The 17,683-nt window shown below is 31.8% G+C and carries 14 protein-coding genes and 1 pseudogene; 11 read left to right on the top strand and 4 right to left on the bottom strand.

Annotation, left to right across the window (positions count from 1 at the left end; translation table 11 throughout):
- Positions 1–103 precede the first annotated feature (103 nt).
- The 3 genes from ACUN28_RS28380 to ACUN28_RS28370 all read left to right on the top strand — a co-directional run bounded on the left by ACUN28_RS28380 (position 104) and on the right by ACUN28_RS28370 (position 2,622).
- Positions 104–994, top strand: coding sequence for an aspartyl/asparaginyl beta-hydroxylase domain-containing protein (locus tag ACUN28_RS28380; protein WP_016089825.1), 891 nt, complete (start codon positions 104–106; stop codon positions 992–994).
- 93 nt (positions 995–1,087) lie between these two features.
- Complete coding sequence (locus ACUN28_RS28375) at positions 1,088–1,999, top strand: DMT family transporter (RefSeq protein WP_016089826.1); 912 nt, start codon at positions 1,088–1,090, stop codon at positions 1,997–1,999.
- 158 nt (positions 2,000–2,157) lie between these two features.
- The gene (locus ACUN28_RS28370; RefSeq protein ID WP_016089827.1) at positions 2,158–2,622 is read left to right on the top strand and encodes a hypothetical protein; all 465 of its coding nucleotides are present in this window, start codon (positions 2,158–2,160) and stop codon (positions 2,620–2,622) included.
- A gap of 154 nt (positions 2,623–2,776) precedes the next feature.
- On the opposite strand, the pseudogene ACUN28_RS28365 reads toward ACUN28_RS28370, so the two are convergent.
- From ACUN28_RS28365 to ACUN28_RS28355, 3 genes and pseudogenes are all read right to left on the bottom strand, one after another.
- Positions 2,777–3,314: pseudogene (locus ACUN28_RS28365) on the bottom strand (site-specific integrase); the annotation flags it as partial.
- Positions 3,315–3,372: 58 nt separating this feature from the next.
- Positions 3,373–3,516 (bottom strand): hypothetical protein, encoded by a 144-nt coding sequence (locus ACUN28_RS28360; protein ID WP_016089829.1) that lies wholly within the window; start codon positions 3,514–3,516, stop codon positions 3,373–3,375.
- A gap of 941 nt (positions 3,517–4,457) precedes the next feature.
- Positions 4,458–6,167, bottom strand: coding sequence for a hypothetical protein (locus ACUN28_RS28355; RefSeq protein WP_016089830.1), 1,710 nt, complete (start codon positions 6,165–6,167; stop codon positions 4,458–4,460).
- Between the two features lie 1,137 nt (positions 6,168–7,304).
- Between ACUN28_RS28355 and ACUN28_RS28350 the strand changes: the two genes are divergently transcribed.
- Together ACUN28_RS28350 and ACUN28_RS28345 are read left to right on the top strand one after the other, a co-directional pair.
- The gene (locus ACUN28_RS28350; RefSeq protein ID WP_445423451.1) at positions 7,305–7,484 is read left to right on the top strand and encodes a hypothetical protein; all 180 of its coding nucleotides are present in this window, start codon (positions 7,305–7,307) and stop codon (positions 7,482–7,484) included.
- A 360-nt stretch (positions 7,485–7,844) separates the two neighbouring features.
- Entirely contained in the window at positions 7,845–9,542 is a 1,698-nt protein-coding gene (locus tag ACUN28_RS28345; RefSeq protein ID WP_016089831.1) for a helix-turn-helix domain-containing protein, read from the top strand.
- Between the two features lie 160 nt (positions 9,543–9,702).
- Here ACUN28_RS28345 and ACUN28_RS28340 read toward each other — a convergent pair whose 3' ends face one another.
- Positions 9,703–10,170 carry an RsfA family transcriptional regulator gene (locus tag ACUN28_RS28340; protein WP_016089832.1) on the bottom strand — a complete coding sequence of 156 codons (468 nt, stop codon included), beginning with the start codon at positions 10,168–10,170 and terminating at the stop codon, positions 9,703–9,705.
- Positions 10,171–10,523: 353 nt separating this feature from the next.
- On the opposite strand from ACUN28_RS28340, the gene ACUN28_RS28335 reads away from it, so the two are divergent.
- The 6 genes from ACUN28_RS28335 to ACUN28_RS28310 all read left to right on the top strand — a co-directional run bounded on the left by ACUN28_RS28335 (position 10,524) and on the right by ACUN28_RS28310 (position 17,542).
- Positions 10,524–12,164: a S8 family peptidase gene (locus tag ACUN28_RS28335; RefSeq protein WP_016089833.1), complete on the top strand. Its 1,641-nt coding sequence runs from the start codon at positions 10,524–10,526 to the stop codon at positions 12,162–12,164.
- Between the two features lie 208 nt (positions 12,165–12,372).
- Entirely contained in the window at positions 12,373–12,720 is a 348-nt protein-coding gene (locus tag ACUN28_RS28330; protein ID WP_016089834.1) for a YxeA family protein, read from the top strand.
- Between the two features lie 370 nt (positions 12,721–13,090).
- Positions 13,091–13,498: a type VII toxin-antitoxin system MntA family adenylyltransferase antitoxin gene (gene mntA / locus ACUN28_RS28325; RefSeq protein WP_016089835.1), complete on the top strand. Its 408-nt coding sequence runs from the start codon at positions 13,091–13,093 to the stop codon at positions 13,496–13,498.
- Positions 13,488–13,901, top strand: a complete 414-nt coding sequence (hepT, locus tag ACUN28_RS28320; protein WP_016089836.1) for a type VII toxin-antitoxin system HepT family RNase toxin — start codon at positions 13,488–13,490, stop codon at positions 13,899–13,901. Before mntA ends, hepT begins: the two co-directional genes overlap by 11 nt.
- A 406-nt stretch (positions 13,902–14,307) precedes the next feature.
- Positions 14,308–14,718, top strand: coding sequence for a hypothetical protein (locus tag ACUN28_RS28315; protein ID WP_016089837.1), 411 nt, complete (start codon positions 14,308–14,310; stop codon positions 14,716–14,718).
- Between the two features lie 1,066 nt (positions 14,719–15,784).
- The gene (locus ACUN28_RS28310; protein WP_016089838.1) at positions 15,785–17,542 is read left to right on the top strand and encodes a methyl-accepting chemotaxis protein; all 1,758 of its coding nucleotides are present in this window, start codon (positions 15,785–15,787) and stop codon (positions 17,540–17,542) included.
- Positions 17,543–17,683: the final 141 nt, after the last annotated feature.

Here is a 17,683-nt window from a genome sequence, read left to right as displayed (position 1 = left end):
CTTTTGATTTAGATTCTGAAAAGAATACATAATCAGATTATTTCGCCACTTATATTGCGATTTAGTAATGTTCACATTATAATTAAAGGGGAGAATAGTTAATATGGCATCTTATATCATTGGTAAATTAAAATTAAATGAGGAATTATTAAAGAAAGATTTAGCTACTATAGCGAATTTTCCAGTTATTCCAGAAGAGTATGATGAATTCAGTTCGGGTTATTGGATGAACAACTCTTTATGGAATGCTTCAAATGATAAAGATGATACAATGTATCGTGATTTTGATCATGCAGCACAACAAACGGAGTATGGTAAGCAGTTACCATACATTAACTCACTTCTTGAAGAATACTTCACTTTTGATAATTTAAAAATGGTTCGTACACGTAATTTAGTGGATGCAATGGTTATCCCACATAGAGATTTCGTTGAATTCTCTCATAGTACAAAGCAACGTTTCCGTGTCTTCTTAGCTTTAGAAGATAATGAAAAGGCTTTCCATTCAGATGAAGAAGCAGTATTCCGTATTAGAAAAGGCGAAATTTGGTTCCTTGATGCAGCAATTGGACATGCAGCTGCTAATTTCTCTAAGGATAGCCGCGTTTTCCTTTGCCTGGACTATGTATTTGATTGTGATTTTGATCCATCTGATATCTTCAAAGATAAAAAGACATATAATCGTGATTTAGAAAGATTTATTGTTAAACGAGATAAATTAGATGAAACATTTGAAGAGGAGTTAATTACTTCACTATCTAAAGTAATTTCAAGAATTAATTTTAGAGATGTTGTATTCTTCTTATCGAAAATTCATTTTGAAAAAGATATCCCTGTTGCAAAATGCTATGATTGGTTAGATCAAATTGCAGAAAGAAGTGGTGATCAGGCAATTATTCAGAAAGCAAAACATTTACGTGAGTATATTATTGAACATCGTAATTTAGGTGAGCGCTTCAGTATGGATAACTGGAAAGAAGAAGTTACTGTTTGATTTTAGAACAGGTAAAGTAAGTTCTTTACATAAACAACCGATTTTATTTTAATAAAATCGGTTGTTTTACTATTTGTAATGTAGGAAAGGATAATGGTTCGTATGGAGATTTTAATCGGTATATTGTTTAGTATTTTATGGGCATCAGGTGCTATCGCCACAAAAGTTGGTCTTTTATCTTCATCCCCTTTAATGTTTGCAACAACAAGGTTAATTAGTGCCGGTCTTATCATGTTTATCTTTACATATTTTATCAAATCTAACAGATGGCCTAAAGGAGTAGAGTGGAAGCAGTTAGTTGTACTAGGTATATTGAATACTACTTTGTATGTAGGTTGCTGTTTCTTGTCACTAAAGTTGGTATCATCTAGTTTGTTTAACTTATTTATCACAGTAAACCCATTTGTTGTTGCTTTGTTGTCTTCTATGTTCTTAAGTAGAAAAGTAACAAAACAAGAATGGTCTGGCATGTGTATTGCGGCGTTTGGCTTATTTATTGCCGTATATCCGTATTTAAAGGATACGCAAGCCACTGTATCAGGCATCATTATTCTCGCTATTGGCATGTTGTCTATGGGTATTGGGAGTGTATGTTTCACAAAATATGATATGAAGATTGATCGTCTAGTCATTAATACTTGGCAAATCATCTTTGGTAGTTTATTTGCAGTTCCTTTAAGTTTCTTACTAGATACAAATCCGTATATTAATTTAGACATGAATTTTGCTATCGGTCTATTTTGGCAGGTTGTTATGACTTCTATAGTATCCATGTTACTATGGTTTTATCTATTAAAAAAAGATCCAATAAAAGCAAACAACTATCTATTCTTAACACCGATTTTTGGTTATTTACTAGCTTGGTTAATACTTAAAGAAAATATTACAATATACCATCTGTTTGGCGCAATTTTAGTAATTGGTGGTTTATTAATCTCAGGAACCATGAATATTAAAGACTTACTACGGTCAAAAACAAGCAGTGAAAAACATAAATCTATTTAAATTTGAAATATTTGACCACTCAATTCAACTATATACGTAGTGAATGCTCTTGGTAATTTCGACTGAAGTTATCTTGGGCATTTTTTTGAGTTTTCTTCCATTCTTTTTCAGAATGTATGTAAAAAAGCTACATACGTTATAAAAAAGGAGGGAACGGAATGAAAAGACTTTGGTTTGTCATTTTGTTTTTTATCACCATGCTTACAGGTTGTTCTGTAAAAGATGTAAATTGGTACCCGGTATCACAAGAGGTCATGGCCACTGCACCAAAAGAACTCCCTTTTCCAATATCCTATCCTACTAAATTACCTTTCGAAGTAGATTCAATAACAGTTACAGATGAGAATGCAGAACATGTTACCATCGTTTATTCAAGTAAAGACAATCAAAATTTAATTGTTGAAATAACAAGAGGAAAGGACGTTTTCCCACAAAAATCTTTACAAGAGATCAACGCATTTGATAAAACTCGTCAAGCATTCAATCAGCAAAAAAATGAATTACATTATGTATACTGGAATGAAAATGACGTTCAATATAAAATTTATTCCTCTAATGAAAATAAGAAACAATTAACAAAAGATGAACTTTGTACAGTTCAAAAGTCTTTTTCTGTGAAATAGGAGTTTCGTTTTTTCCACAGAAACATAAAGAGATTTCATAAAATTATAAAATTCATTCAAATTATTAATTAAAAACAAAGTTACAGCAATGATAAAAAACAAAATTAAAAGAAGATACTTTGTTATCATACAGTATAAGTTACCAAAGTATTTTTCATCGAGTTTTTTTAGACAACGTCAAGTATTGATAGTATCTTTTTAAAGATATTTTTGTTTTAAATCCCATTTTATTTACCAATTCTTCGTCTTATTCCTTGTTTAATAAGACGAAGAATAAACGTGTTCCTCATCTGTTGTGCAGAAATACGTCTACCTAATTCTGCTCGTTTCACTTCAAGTCGAATCATCTTTTGTATTGCAACCTCAGACAAAGCCTTTGGTGCATCATTTTCGTAAACCCATCGATAAGTACCTCGATTAAAATCAAATGCCACAAATAGGGGGTTATCTGTGTGCTGTCGAGGTCTTACAGGTTCAGGGATAGTCGAATAATATTTGTAAAGCTGTTGTGTATCTTCGGCTGTTAAAAAGATGGATCTAGTAACTCCGTTTTCTCCTGGAACAATTAAAGTGTTTCTAGCAAACTGTATATGGCTCATATTAGGCGATACAAGCTCCTGCAAGGACAACCCATGGTTTACTATTTAATTTATTATAAAAGCGTTTCTATCCATACTAAGAGGGGGATATTGTAACAGAAAGTAGGAAGAAGACCTGCTACCGTCCTTTGGGTTTTGGATATGTTTATTCTTATTTATAAAGTAAAATAAATAAGAATATCATAATACTCCAAAAAGGTACTACAAAAACTAATCCCCAAAGAATGCCTTTAAAGAATACAATCCCGTTATATGTATTCGTTTCGATATAAGTTGTATCTTTTAGTACAGCCATATTTAATCCTCCCAATGATAATAGTTTACTAAAATAAAAAAAGGACAAACCTCGCCCTGGTAGGGATACGTAGGTTTGTCCTTTAGTATGTGGGTAATGATACATTAAATTACCATTATTATAACTGAATTAACAAATATTTTCAATTAGGTCTGACATCTTATTAACAATCATACTAGTAATAATAAAATCTATTATAAATATATATCTTATATATTAAAAAGAAATAAAGATAAAACTATTATAGGTCATCAAAAATAGGGGAAAGATCTACTCCCACAAGGGAAGATTTGATGTTAGAACCTAAAAAATCATAAATAGTAAAAAATGTATCCGAAGATTTAAGGATTGCCAGACTTTCAATTCTACAAAAAAGCAGAAAGAAAATCATATATTTCTACATGAAATCGGAAAGAAATTAATACAAATCACTTTATATTTATTCAACAGTGGAAATAGGCTTTCTTTTCTTTATTTTAGTAAATAAGGGAGTATCTAACGTTCAATTATCCACATTTTGTTCAGAAAATGTAGCTATTTGTTAACATTACTCATTATTTACACATAACTCACATTATTATTGATGATTTTTATTAGATAAAATAAACGACAATAGTATTATCAAGGATATTGAGAAAATATTATTCACATTTAATTATAATTGTCCTCATATCCACTGTTTATATAAATATCCTTATGATTTTTTGTAGATATAAAATTGAATATTTTACTACACGTGAAGAATACCCAATGTGTAGTGGGGAGATTGTTGTATAGCTAGAAGAAGATTTGTATAGAATTGCATAAAAAAAGACTACATTTTTCATGAAGTCCTTCTGATTTGGTATGTATAAATAGAGTAGTGGGGAAAGGGGATTAATGAAACAAACACGAATAGCCCTCTACTTTCAATTTTTTCAAAAATAGAGAGCTTGTTACTTTTATTTTATTTCTATTGCGGTTAGCACCTGATCAGGATCTGTTATTGTTACACCAGCACGTACTAAACGTTCGAAGGTACGCATAAACTCTAGCAAATTAAACTGCTTTGGTAGCTCAATGACACGAAGTTTTTCTTGTGGCAGTTTATCAATTGCCTCGATAAACCATTCACGCATATCACTTGGAATCGTGCGTTCTTTATGCCCACGAACTTTTAGTTTTTCACGCATTTCAATTTCTAAAGCGATATATGCATGGAGATTTACACCCTGATCATATGCATATTTTCTAAATAATGTTTCTTCCTGGTATTTTAGATAATTACGGTGATAAGACTCTTCCGTCACTGGTACCGCAAATTTCTGCTTCAGTAGTGCATGCACATTTTTAAACATCTTTTTAATGTTATGAAGAGAGTACATAGAATAATGTAGACCAAAATTAAAGACAGCTTGCTCACGGTCACTATTTCTCTCTTTTGGTATGTTCTGCGTAATAAGAGGGTAGATACCTTCTTTCGCTGCTGTATCAAGAATTTGATATTGAGATGTTTGATGCAATAGTTTTTTCAATGTATATACAATTTTCGTTGGATATCCTTCTTTTCGATCAACCATATCACGAAGCCCACGAATGACACTGCGAATTTGACGATGACAAGTATGCTTTAATACATGAATGAACTTATTCATGTCTGAAGATAGTTCACCGATATTCATTTCTTGTAGAACTGCTTCGATAAATTTCGCTTTTCGAGCATATGTAGCTTTTGGTGTAAATGGATCCCTGTGTTGTTGTTCTCCAGATTCTTTCGTACATAAGAAATCCGAATGGATAGATAGATATAAGGTTGTATATCGCTTTGTATGTTTTACACCTTTTTGCATTTTACAAATTTTGAATAGGGGATTACCCGTACATGGTAATGCAGTTGTTAATTCTTCGATAACCGCGTGAATTTGGTGCGGATATTTTTTATGTAAGAAACGATACATCCCACCAAAGTGAGTTTTGTTGCCTCTTTCATCCTGCTTGTCCAAAGAACGTTTTAACGTTGTTTCTGTATGTTGTTGCATAGCAATGTCTAAGAATAGTTTTTTAGCTGCTACAGATAGCTTAAAGAAAGCCTTTGTAAATACAACAGGACTAATATATACGTATGGATTTGCTTTTTCTGTTTCCTCATTCATAAAATGAGTGAGTTTGATTGTATAACGTCCATCTACTCCATTTTCAATGGAGATAATGTTATGTAAGTTTAATTTCTTTAATGCGATATAGAATTGAGAGTGTTGGATATAAGCAAATTCTTCTTTATATTGCTTGTAATCTTCCCACATCATATGTATTGTTACATTTGGAATGACGCCATTTGTATAGCATTTTTTATGTAGGTACAAGAATACTTCAAGATCTGCATTCGTAATACCGTATAATTTATGTTTTCTTCCGGTTTTTTCTGCAATTGCAGACATTGCGCGACGTGAAAAAGATGGCTTGGCTTTTTCGACAAATCCTTCTACGTCAGCAATACGCTCTTCGTATGTCATGTGCTGCAGAATATCTTCTAAATATGTATCTTTATAGCTGTAGTATTTCTCCTCAAATGTTTCCACAAACTTTTGCCAAGATTTTAGTGTGACTAAAACTGCGTTTGTCTTTTCTCCATTTAAGCTACGTTGATTTTGAATAATAAATGATTTCCCCATCTTTTTCACCTCCGTTCTGCAAAATTCGAAATGTATGCCAGAATACTATAAAATATACCAATTTTGATTATAGCAAATCGAAAATTGGTGAAAGTTGCTCCTTTAAGAAGAAAAAGAGCAACTTGCAACAGTTTATGAAGCTAGTTGTATCAAGGGATAAGAGAATTTCATGATTTTTTTTTGTGTTAAGGATACCGCAAACGTGTTGCAAGTTGGGTGATAGATATAAAAGTAAGTGGAAAGGTACCTAAACTCCTGGTATATAAAGGATTAGAGTGAAAATGGTAGGGAAGTTAGGGAAAGGATACCGCAAACATGTTGCAAGTTGGTGAACGCAATCATTAAAAATGAATTGTAATAATTATCCTTGATATAAAAGGACTTGTTGGCATTTGGAGATTGAAAGTAGGGAAAGGATACCGCAAACAGTGTTGCATCTTGTGTAAAAAATAAGGGCATGCATACCGCAAACGTGTTGCAAGTTGGGTGATAGGTATAAAAGTAAGTGGAAACGTGCCTAAACCCTTGGTATATAAAGGATTAGAGTGAAAATGGTAGGGAAGTTAGGGAAAGGATACCGCAAATATGTTGCATTTTATGTATGTAACTTATTCAAAATATGAGAAAAATAGCTTAAAAACTTTAAAATGACATGATTTTTTAAAAATTACTTGGTTGAGAAATAAATTATACTGTTGCAAGTTGAAAGAAATAGGGCAAGGATACCGCAAACGTGTTGCAAGTTGAGAAAAATAAGGAAAATAAAGCGCAAAAGGAATGTAAGTAAGGAGAGATAGGTAAGAGAAAGAGCAACCTGTTGCAAGTTGAAGAGTTAAGGAAAGCAAAGCGCAAAAGGAATGCAAGTAAAGTGGAATAGGGAAGAAAAAGAGCAACCTGTTGCAAGTTGAAGAGTTAAGGAAAGCAAAGCGCAAAAGGAATGCAAGTAAAGTGGAATAGGGAAGAAAAAGAGCAACGATGTTGCAAATTAAAGGGTTGAGGCAAACAAAGCGCAAAGGAATGTAAGTAAGGGGAAGTAGGGAATAGGAAGAGCAACCTGTTGCAAGTTGAGAAAAATAAGGAAAATAAAGTGCAAAGGAATGTAAGTAAGGAGAGATAGGTAAGAGAAAGAGCAACCTGTTGCAAGTTGAAGAGTTAAGGAAAGCAAAGCGCAAAAGGAATGCAAGTAAAGAAAAAAAGGTAAAAGAAAGAGCAGAGATGTTGCCAGTTGAAGAATTAAGGAAAGCAAAGCGCAAAAGGAATGCAAGTAAAGAAAAAAAGGTAAAAGAAAGAGCAACCTGTTGCAAGTTGAAGAGTTAAGGAAAGCAAAGCGCAAAAGGAATGTAAGTAAGGAGAGATAGGTAAGAGAAAGAGCAACCTGTTGCAAGTTAAAAAGTTAAGGAAAGCAAAGTGCAAAAAGAATGTAAGTAAGGAGAAATAGGTAAGAGAAAGAGCAAACGTGTTGCAAGTTGAAGAGTTAAGGAAAGCAAAGCGCAAAAGGAATGCAAGTAAAGAAGAAAAGGTAAAGGAAAGAGCAAAGATGTTGCAAGTTATAGGGTAAAGGAAAGCAAAGCGCAAACTTTATAAATATCTGTTACAATAAATTAAATATAATAGTAGTAAATATTTTTATGATGAAAACTACTTTGTTGTGATCCATGGTTTAGGGAGGAATATAAAGTGGATAACTTATTACAAATGTTTCGAGATGCCTTGTTAATCTCTGAGCCAATTTATAAAACGAATGAGCTAGTATGGAATAAGTGGAATGCATACTTTAAAGATGTTGAAAACAATAATAATAAAGTATTAACCTCACCTCATGCTTCCTCATCATTTACTGCATTAGTGTCTTGGCTAGAAAAAAAGCAAGAATCCGGTACTACATTAGTACAAATTTATGCCAAAATTGATTCCTATAAGGAAGAAATATATAAAGAAATTGAAGGATTTATAGACAAAGAATTTCAAAATGTAGCACCTTCAAATTCCAAAATATTAGAAAATGATCAAAATATAGATCAGACAAATATAGTGAACCATGAGGATTATTACGAGGTAAATAACTCTGCTGTTTATTATAAATTAAGAGATGGAATTGCAAAGAATCAATTTGAAGAGGATGACAATACCAAAGTTTTACAATATCCTATTGAAACGAAATCTTCTAATGGGATGGCTCAACTTTCTTCACATAAAGACGAGGATTTAAGACTTACAAATATTGAAGAAGCTGCCCGATGGAATACCCTTGTTGATGATGTAATGAGTAATATGGATGATTTAACGGCAGATTGTTTAGATGCAATTACTATACAGTGGATCAACGAAGCAAAATCTCCAGATGAGTTTATTGATTTTTCATATGAGCAAGTTTTAGAAATGTGTAACATTCCAAAGACAGTCGTTAAAAATAAAGAATATTATCGAGCTGAAGATAAAATTAAAATAGCAAAAAGAATTGCGGCCTTAGCAAGTATTTTTATCTATTTAAATGATGAAAATGAGGTTGTAGTATTAAATGACCGCGATGATGAAGGAGAACGACTAGAATTAAAGCGTGAGGTTGTTAAACGATTATTCGTATTAGATTCGGTTGTATTGTGGAGACATAGTGTTACAAATGAGTATATGGGTATTGAGTCTTGTCGTATTAAGCCCGGCAGCTTTTTAACTAATTACTTATATGGATCAAATAATACAACGGCCTTATTGTCTAAAAAAGCACTTGAATATAATAGTTATAGACATAAATATCATAAAAGGTTAATTCGATATTTAACGTGGCAATGGAGAATTAGGCAAATGTATTCATCATTGAAAAAGCCATATTCTATAGGTGGGGACAAAGGACTGCTAGCAGTAATGGACATTCCAAAAGATTGGAAGCCGAATCGTATTAAGGAACAGCTAGAAAATGTTCTAATGGATTTGGAAAATGAGAAAGTAATCTCTCATTGGGAGTATAGTGATCCGCTGGATGAACAACAAATTGGGAAACGTAACTGGTTTAAAAATTATTACGCTAACTTAGGAATAACGATTTTACCTCCTGAGGAAATGCTGGAATCAATGGATAGGGGAATTGGAAAGAAGAGCATAGAAGAACCTCAAGAACAATTACCTGAAGTAACAGTTGTTAAAGAGATAAAGAAGACTGTAGAATCGGTTGAGCAAATAGAGAAAAAGATTCGTGACCAAATACTGAAAGTACACAATGAAAAAAAGGTAAGCATTCGTGAAATAGCAGATGAAATTAGTATTTCTCCGTCTACATTATCGAGATTTTGTAATCATAAAACAAAGCGTTTATCTAAAAAAGCATTAGAAAAGCTAACAAAATGGTGTGAAAGACAAGAAATATTAGAAAAGATGTAACATAGACTAAGTATTTCTCTTAATAATAGTCAAATTAAAAATACACATACATTATGTATGTGTATTTTACTTATTACCAATTATAATAGTCTGAATTTTCCTTATAAGTAGTGATTTTGGAGGGTAAGGTCCTATTTTAAACTCGAAATAGTTATGCTGTTTAATCCACTACAATTAAACTTCTTGTCTTATCGATATGGTTCAGTAACATACGATACTCTTCTTCATACATAGTTAAACGTTGAAGAAGGGATTGATTCTCTGCTTCTAAATCTTCAATTTGATTTTGTAAATTTGTCAATTCATTCACATCTTTATAATTTTGTAGAAAGAGAATAATGTCATCTAATGTAATAGACAAAGAGTTTGTTTCTTTTTCTGGTGGGGAGAGGGGAATGTTGTTTCCCACTTTTCGCACTTTTTTTGCTTGTTGTATTTCTTTTTCGTATTTTTTTCGCACGTATGAATTCCAACGGAATCCGCAAGCAGAAGGTGTTCTAGCTAGAAGTTTTGCGACATCTTTGAATGCAGCTAATTGTGTTCCCCCGTTATGAATATATTGAAGTACTGTTGATGCGAGAAGTAAATCGTTATCATCAGTCCATGAATCTTGTCTTGAGATTACCACGTTTTAACCCCCTTATATGTTTTATATTACATATATGCAATTACTCAAAATGATAGAATCTCAACTTTTCTTAAAATAATTAGGAGTAAGTTGATAGAAGTATGTATGGTTTTACATGCAAAATTGCATTTAAGGTTGACTATTTCGCAAAGTTGTAACTATAATGGTTACAGTCATGCGACTTAATTAATAAAATTGTCGGTATGAATTAGTTGTATTAACGATGTATAAACAAGTATTAAATAATGAATGGGGTTGAAAATATAATCCGATATATAAGAAGTTTGCATAAAAAAGAAGTTAAATAATCTATAGGTTTTATAATCATATATCAATTAAAAGAGGTGCACGTTTTGAAAATTTTTAAGGGAATTCTAGTTTCTTCAATTGCATTAACAGCATTTAATGGAATAGGCGGTATACTTCCAAGTGAAAAGTCAGAAGTTGCCTACGCAGCTACTTACAATTATTCAAATAAGCAATTGAATTCTACCGTACATAAGCAAGTTACTAAACAATTAATTTTGAAATTTAAAAATGAAGCAAATTTACCATATCAGGATGGAATAGAAAAATTCATTAAAGAAGAAAAACAAGATCCTGAATTAATTAGAATTTTAGCTGAATACCCAAATGTAACTATAAATCGACTTTTTAATTCTTTAAATCCTAAAGAAATTAAAAATCTAGGTAAAGAAATAAAAGATTCCGATCATATTTCTTCTAATTTGCTAAACTATTATATTGTAGAAACTCAAGATAATATTGATGTACAAGCATTACTTACAAAAATTGAAAAATCATCTCTTGTTGAAACGGCGTATTTACAGGAAGAAGAGGCGCCACCAGAAGAGCATTTACCAAATTTATCTGTTAATCCATATGATGAACCTAGACTTACAAGACAAGGTTACCTTGAACCAGCACCATTAGGAATTAATGCACCTTATGCCTGGAGCATAAAAGGTGGGGATGGAAAAGGAACTACTTTTGTAGACATGGAGTATGGCTGGTTATTTAGTCATGAGGATTTAGTGAATCAAAAAATTGAATTGATATCCGGACAGAATAAGAGTGAACACCATGATCACGGTACCTCAGTCTTAGGGATTGTTTCGGCAGAAGATAATAACATAGGTGGAATTGGGATTGCACCAAAAGCTAAGGTAAAGGTTGTATCTCAGATTAGAGATAATGGTAGGTACAATACAGCTGATGCTATCTTAAGTGCAGTTAACAATATGCAAGCTGGAGATATCCTTTTATTAGAAGCCCAAGCTACTTATGATGGATATGGAGATAAGAACTATCTTCCAGTAGAAGTAAAACCGGATATATTTGATGCAATTCGTATAGGAACAAATAAGGGAATTATTATTATTGAAGCAGGTTCAAACGGTGGAAATGATTTAGATCAATTTAGGGACCGTAATGGTAAACAAGTCTTAAATCGTAATAGTCCTGATTTTAAAGATTCAGGGGCAATTATGGTTGGGGCAGCTTCTGCAAGAGTTCCTCATAAGCGTTCATATTTCTCTAATTATGGTAGTAGAGTAGATGTGTATGGATGGGGGAATGCAGTAGATACAACAGATGCTAAACCAAGTGAATTTACAACAAATCTATATACTTCTAGCTTTAGTGGAACATCTAGCGCATCACCTATTATTGCTGGTGCTGCTGCATCAATTCAAGGAATTGCAAAAAATAATCAGGGAAAAGTATTTACACCAAGCCAGCTTAGGGATATTTTAAGTGATTCTAGTACCGGAACGAAATCTAATGATCCAATTAATGATAAAATTGGTGTTTTACCTGACTTAAAAGCCATTTTATCTAAACTTGGTTTTTCACCAAACTTAGGTAATGATTCTTCCATTGTATTTCCTGAGGAGCAAGAAATAAATAAAGGGAATGAAGGTTCTACTATGATGTTCCCGAAAGAGGATTCCGATAATAGTGAAGGAAACTCTAACTTCATTTTCCCAGAATAATAGAAATATCGCCTATTTAGAATGAGGCAAAATAGTTTACTCAATAAGAACAAAGGATATGAATTCAATAGAAATATGAATTCATATCCTTTTAATTATGCTATTTTTACTACCTTACAAAAACGTAATGTTAGCGTAAGGAAAATGAATTTTGGCAACCAATAGATTAGGATATAATTTTTGTGAGAAAAGATATGAGGTGAATAATATGAAACGAATTATGCTTATGTGTAGTGTTTTTGTTTTCTTTACAGTATTATTAACGGGTTGTAACCTAAACCGTCTTGGTACAGATACATATTATGTGCAAATTACCAAGGATGGTGAAAAATTAAAAGAGAAAAATGTAAACGGGGATACGACTTACGAATATAAATTATCTGGATTTGATAAGGATGGTAAAGAGAAAGAAATGGAGTTTACAGCGTTAAAAAACCTTCGTAAAGAAGCGTTTTTACGTATATATTACTCTGAGAAAAAAGGTGTGAAATCTTGGGAAGAGGTTAAGAAAGACGAACTCCCTACAAAGGTGAAAGAAAAATTAAAAGTGGATTAATATATATAAGTCTTTGTTAGAGCAATATATCCTCAAATTATTAGAGTGTATATTGAAATAGGCTAAAGTTCTTTAGAGTTGCAAAAGTAAGAGGCTGACAGTTATTGTCAGTCTTTTGCTTTTGTAGGACGAAAATATAAAAGGCATTTAACAGGCGAAGTGTGGGATTATTAACAATTATTTAAGAACCAAAGCTACAATATACCTACTCCTGAATTATAATAATTTTAGGTCAGAAATAAGCTTCTAATTTTGTAAGGAGTTAAGTACTAAAAAGTCTTAATTTTGTTTAAGGATTTGTAGTCGTTTAAAGGATTTATGATTGGTTATGATATAATAAAATTCAAGTACAATAAGGGGGATTAATTAAATGATTTTTCAAAGCATGATAACAGCTATTATAGAAAAATTACAAGAGACGGTGAATCCCTATTGGATAATTGTGTTTGGATCAACGGCTGAGAACAGAGAACGAGAAGATAGTGATATTGATATAGCTTATTTAAGTGACACAACTTTAGGGAACTATGAACGTTTTTTATTAGCACAGGAGTTAGCTAACATTGTTCATAAAGATGTTGATTTAGTTGATTTATCCGAAGCTTCTACAGTTTTTCAAGCTCAGATTATACATACAGGAAAGACAATATTTTGTTCGGATGAAAGACGTAAGGTCATTTTTGAAATGAAAACCTTAAAAATGTATTCAAAATTGAATGAAGAACGACAGATAGTATTTGAGGATATAAAGAAAAGAGGTTCTATATATGAAGAATGAGGTTATTTTAAATAAAATTTCTACAGTAGAGCGTTGTATAAAAAGAATCCAAGATGTGTATGGAAATGCCCCTGAAAATTTAGAAGATTTTACAAAACAAGATTCAATAATATTGAACATACAAAGAGCTTGTGAAGCGAGTATTGATTTAGCAATGCATATTGTTGCAGGTAAAAAATTAGGACTACCCCAATCTAGTCGAGAGGCCTTTGATTTATTGGTTACAGCAGGATTACTTAGCGCTGATCTAGCAAATAAGTTAAAGGCGATGGTTGGATTTCGTAATATTGCTGTTCATGATTATCAAAGTGTAAATTTAGATATTGTTCGTCAAATTATTGAAAAACATTTAACTGATTTTAAACTATTTACGAAAGAAGTAATGGGGATATTGGAATTTTAGGCGGAAGAACAAAAGAATAGAGCTGAGAAGGAAAGTAATTTATACAAGCTATAGAAACATTTACTTAATTTCGTAAAAAGAAAAGCGGTCATAAGATGAATTTGTTCATGTAGATGTGAATCTTTGCATGAAATGTATGTAGATAATAGTAGGAGCAATATCCATATATAATTTTATCAACAAATAAGTAACTATTTGTAAAACTAATTTTTATACATATAATGTATACCGAAAACAAAAAAGTTTCCTTATGGAAACTTTTTTTGTTTTCGGTAAATTTACAGCAGTTAATTAATATACGGTTTTTGAGAAAAATGATGAATCATGTCAAATCATCTTCATTTACACAAACACAAACGTAGTATAAAAATGAAGCATATCCAAAATAATTAAAGGGGCTGAAAAAATGATAAAAAAACTTATTATTGGTTCCATTGCTTTAGGCGTAACGATAGGAGTGAGTAAACCTACATTTGCTGCAACAATACATTCTTCATCACAGCTTAAAGAAACTCAAAATTCTCATGTGCAATCTCTACAATCTCCATGGCAGTATTTAGGGCAAACTTCAAGGGAACTTCAAATTAAAAGTAAGGATCCAAAAGTACTAGCTTTTGAACTAGCGAAAGAAGCGCCATTTTACGAGGAAGAATTAGTAGACATATGTTCTGTAATTTTAGATGCAAATGTAGATGTTGTATATTGGACAAGTAAGGAATGGGTTAGATTTGAAGCAGGAAATTATGAGTTTAAACATGAAATTAAGATTTTTAGAGATAAAGAACGTCAGAAATTAATTACTGCACTAGAATCTTAGATCTTTTACAAAAAAGAAGCTACCTTTAGTATGCTATACTCCCCTCATAGTAGATAGGAAAAAGAAAACACATTAACCTAATTACTATGGAGGGGATTTTTCTATGGGTAAAATTAGAGTCATTGACGATGTAGAATATAAGAAAAAAGTAGTCGATTTATATTAAAAAAAGGAATGAGATATAAATAATTGAGTCTTTTTTGTTTAACATGTGTACGTTTATTACTAATGAAAATCGTAATGTAATTAAATCCATGGCTTATATTTTAGGAGTATGTCCTTTAGTATTTATTAATACATAAGTTTCGTAATAAGAATTTACTAATTTTGCTATTTCATATGACTTTAAGATAATTGAAGAAATATATTGGATTAGGCTAAAAGGGTTTAGGCTAACTTTGTACAAGTAGATATTAAAATCTTATAGAAAAATAAGGAAAAAAGTTATAAAATAGGAAACTGAACGGAACCGTTCGGTTTGTTTTTGTTGTGCAAGATAAAGATAACCAAAGATAAGGGCTTAGGAATTCTTGTCTTTGTTTAAAACTACCTCTTAACATAAATGATCTAGAAGGTATCAGTACAAATGGAAAAGGTAAAGTAGTAGAAGGTTAACGTCTTCATACTAATAGATTTCCAAAATCAGCTGGATATATAAAAGATGAGATTGCAAATGGGAAAACTGTTATTTGTACAATAGGTTAGAATGGGCTTCAAAAAGAAGAAAATAAGCTTTAGTACTATTAATTATAGGTTTCATAACTATTATTACTTTAGTGGAGATATATATAAGATTGTTGTAAATTAGCTGTATTGTAATGCTCATTACAATGGCATGATGCTTTGGGATTTAAATACATAAATGCTTAGATTCGTTAAATTATAACTTTAAATATAGTGAAACTATCAGTATACAAGGAAAGAAATTCTATCAAACAAAAAAATTGGAACATTTGATTGAATGACAAGTATGCTATTTTAATGTTTAAGTTAATAACAGAAATAGAACCTTTTAATGAGTTACTACTTTGTTTTTGTATTGTTGAAAATAAGAAAGGTGAAATCAATGAAGAAATATTGGCATAAGCTATCGTTGCTTCAGAAAAATGTATTACTAACGGTATTATTAATTCTGACGCTTGTGGGTAGTATGGGGGCGTTAAGTTTTAACATGTTTCAAAATAGTATGATGTTTATATTTGAAAGGCAGTCTTTTGAAACAGGGGATACATTAATAAATCAATTAGATTTGGAATTAGTAAGAGATGTAGCAAAAGATCCCACAGCACAAAGAGTGAAGAAAGAAAAATTGACAGGGCAATTAGATAAAGCTATAAAAAATATGAAAAGTGTCGGACAAACATATGTTACAGGGGCCAAGCTAAATGATAAAGCTGAATTACAATTAGTAGCTTTGGATACAGAATTAGCAGATACGGTTTCGGTAAAACTAGGTTCTATAAAAGCAGGTGACTATTATGAGCATCCTACTCATTGGAAGAAGACATACGACCAAGTAATGAAAACGAAACAGGCACAAATGACAGAAGTGTATGAAGATGTACTAGGTACATGGGTAACAATTTTAGAGCCTATCACTGATGAAAATAATAATATAATTGCAATTGTTGCAGCGGATATAGACGCTTCTATTATTCCACTTACAAAGAAAGAATTTATAGTGCACGGTTTACTATTTATAATCATTTCATTAACAATCGCAATTACAATTCAAATATTCATCTCACGAAAATCTCTATCGCCTTTAAAGGATTTACAAGAAGGGTTACGTAAAGTTGGTAAAGGGGATTTAAGTATAAAATTGAATGAAGGGCCTGATGATATAGGGATAACTAATATCTATTTTAATAACACTATTAAAAAGTTTAATAGGATTATAGATAAAGTAAGGCAGACTGCTGAACAAGTTTCAACATCCTCACAGGAATTGTCGGTAAGTACAAAAGAGAATAGCATAGCCTTTAAAGAAATTGCAAGTGCTACTACAAGATTAAATTTAGGAATACATTCTTATGAATATGAAGTGCAGAAATGTTTAGAAATTGTGCAAGAAATGGAAAGTAAGATCAAAGAAATTAAAGAAGCTGCAAAACAAGTTGCGACTGCTTCGGAAGACGTGGAACAGCATTCTGTACAAGGAAAAGATTTGATTAAGCAAATTGTGAATCAAATGAAAAGAAGCCGAGATACAATTCAAGATGTATCTTCTAGTATGTATGCATTAGAAGCACGATCTAAGGAAATTAGTGAAATTCTTACTGTAATTACAACCATTTCAAATAAAATAAATTTATTAGCTTTAAATGCTTCTACTGAAGCCTCATGTGCAGGAGAGATGGGGAAAGGATTTTCAGTTGTTGCGGATGAGGTACGTATATTAGCGGAAAGAACTGAGGCATCTACAAGGGATATAGCTAAATTAATTGGTGAAACCCAAACTGAAACAGAGGAGGCTGTAAGATTCATACAGAATGGTTCAAAGGAAGTAGAATCGGGAATAACACTTGTTCAAAGTAGTGGTGCTTTCTTTGAAAAGATTTCAGAATCTGCACAATCTGTTACAAATCAAATTAAAGCGACTTCGAATAATTCAATTGACATGTTAAAAGATAATCAAACTATTATTCAGATTGTAAATGAATTATCACACATTGCAAATACATATGTGAATAGCGGTAGTAATGTAGAGACAAGTATGAAAGAACAAGAACTGTATGTACAAGATATTGCAGAGTTGGCGAATTCTTTAAATTGGCTCTCCCAAGAGTTACAGGAGTTAATAGGGGAATTCAAAAGTAAGTAGGATAGGGAAAGGGGTAGGTATAGGTATGACCTATGCCTTTAATTATTCCCAAATAAAGAGTGAAAGCTTAGGTATATATGTAAAATGGCTAAACGAATAATTTTTTTTGCATATTTTGTTGGAAATGGAGCATGATATTAC

The sequence above is a fragment of the Bacillus sp. WC2507 genome, assembly GCF_052656125.1.
This window is presented reverse-complemented; position numbering and strand designations above follow the sequence as displayed.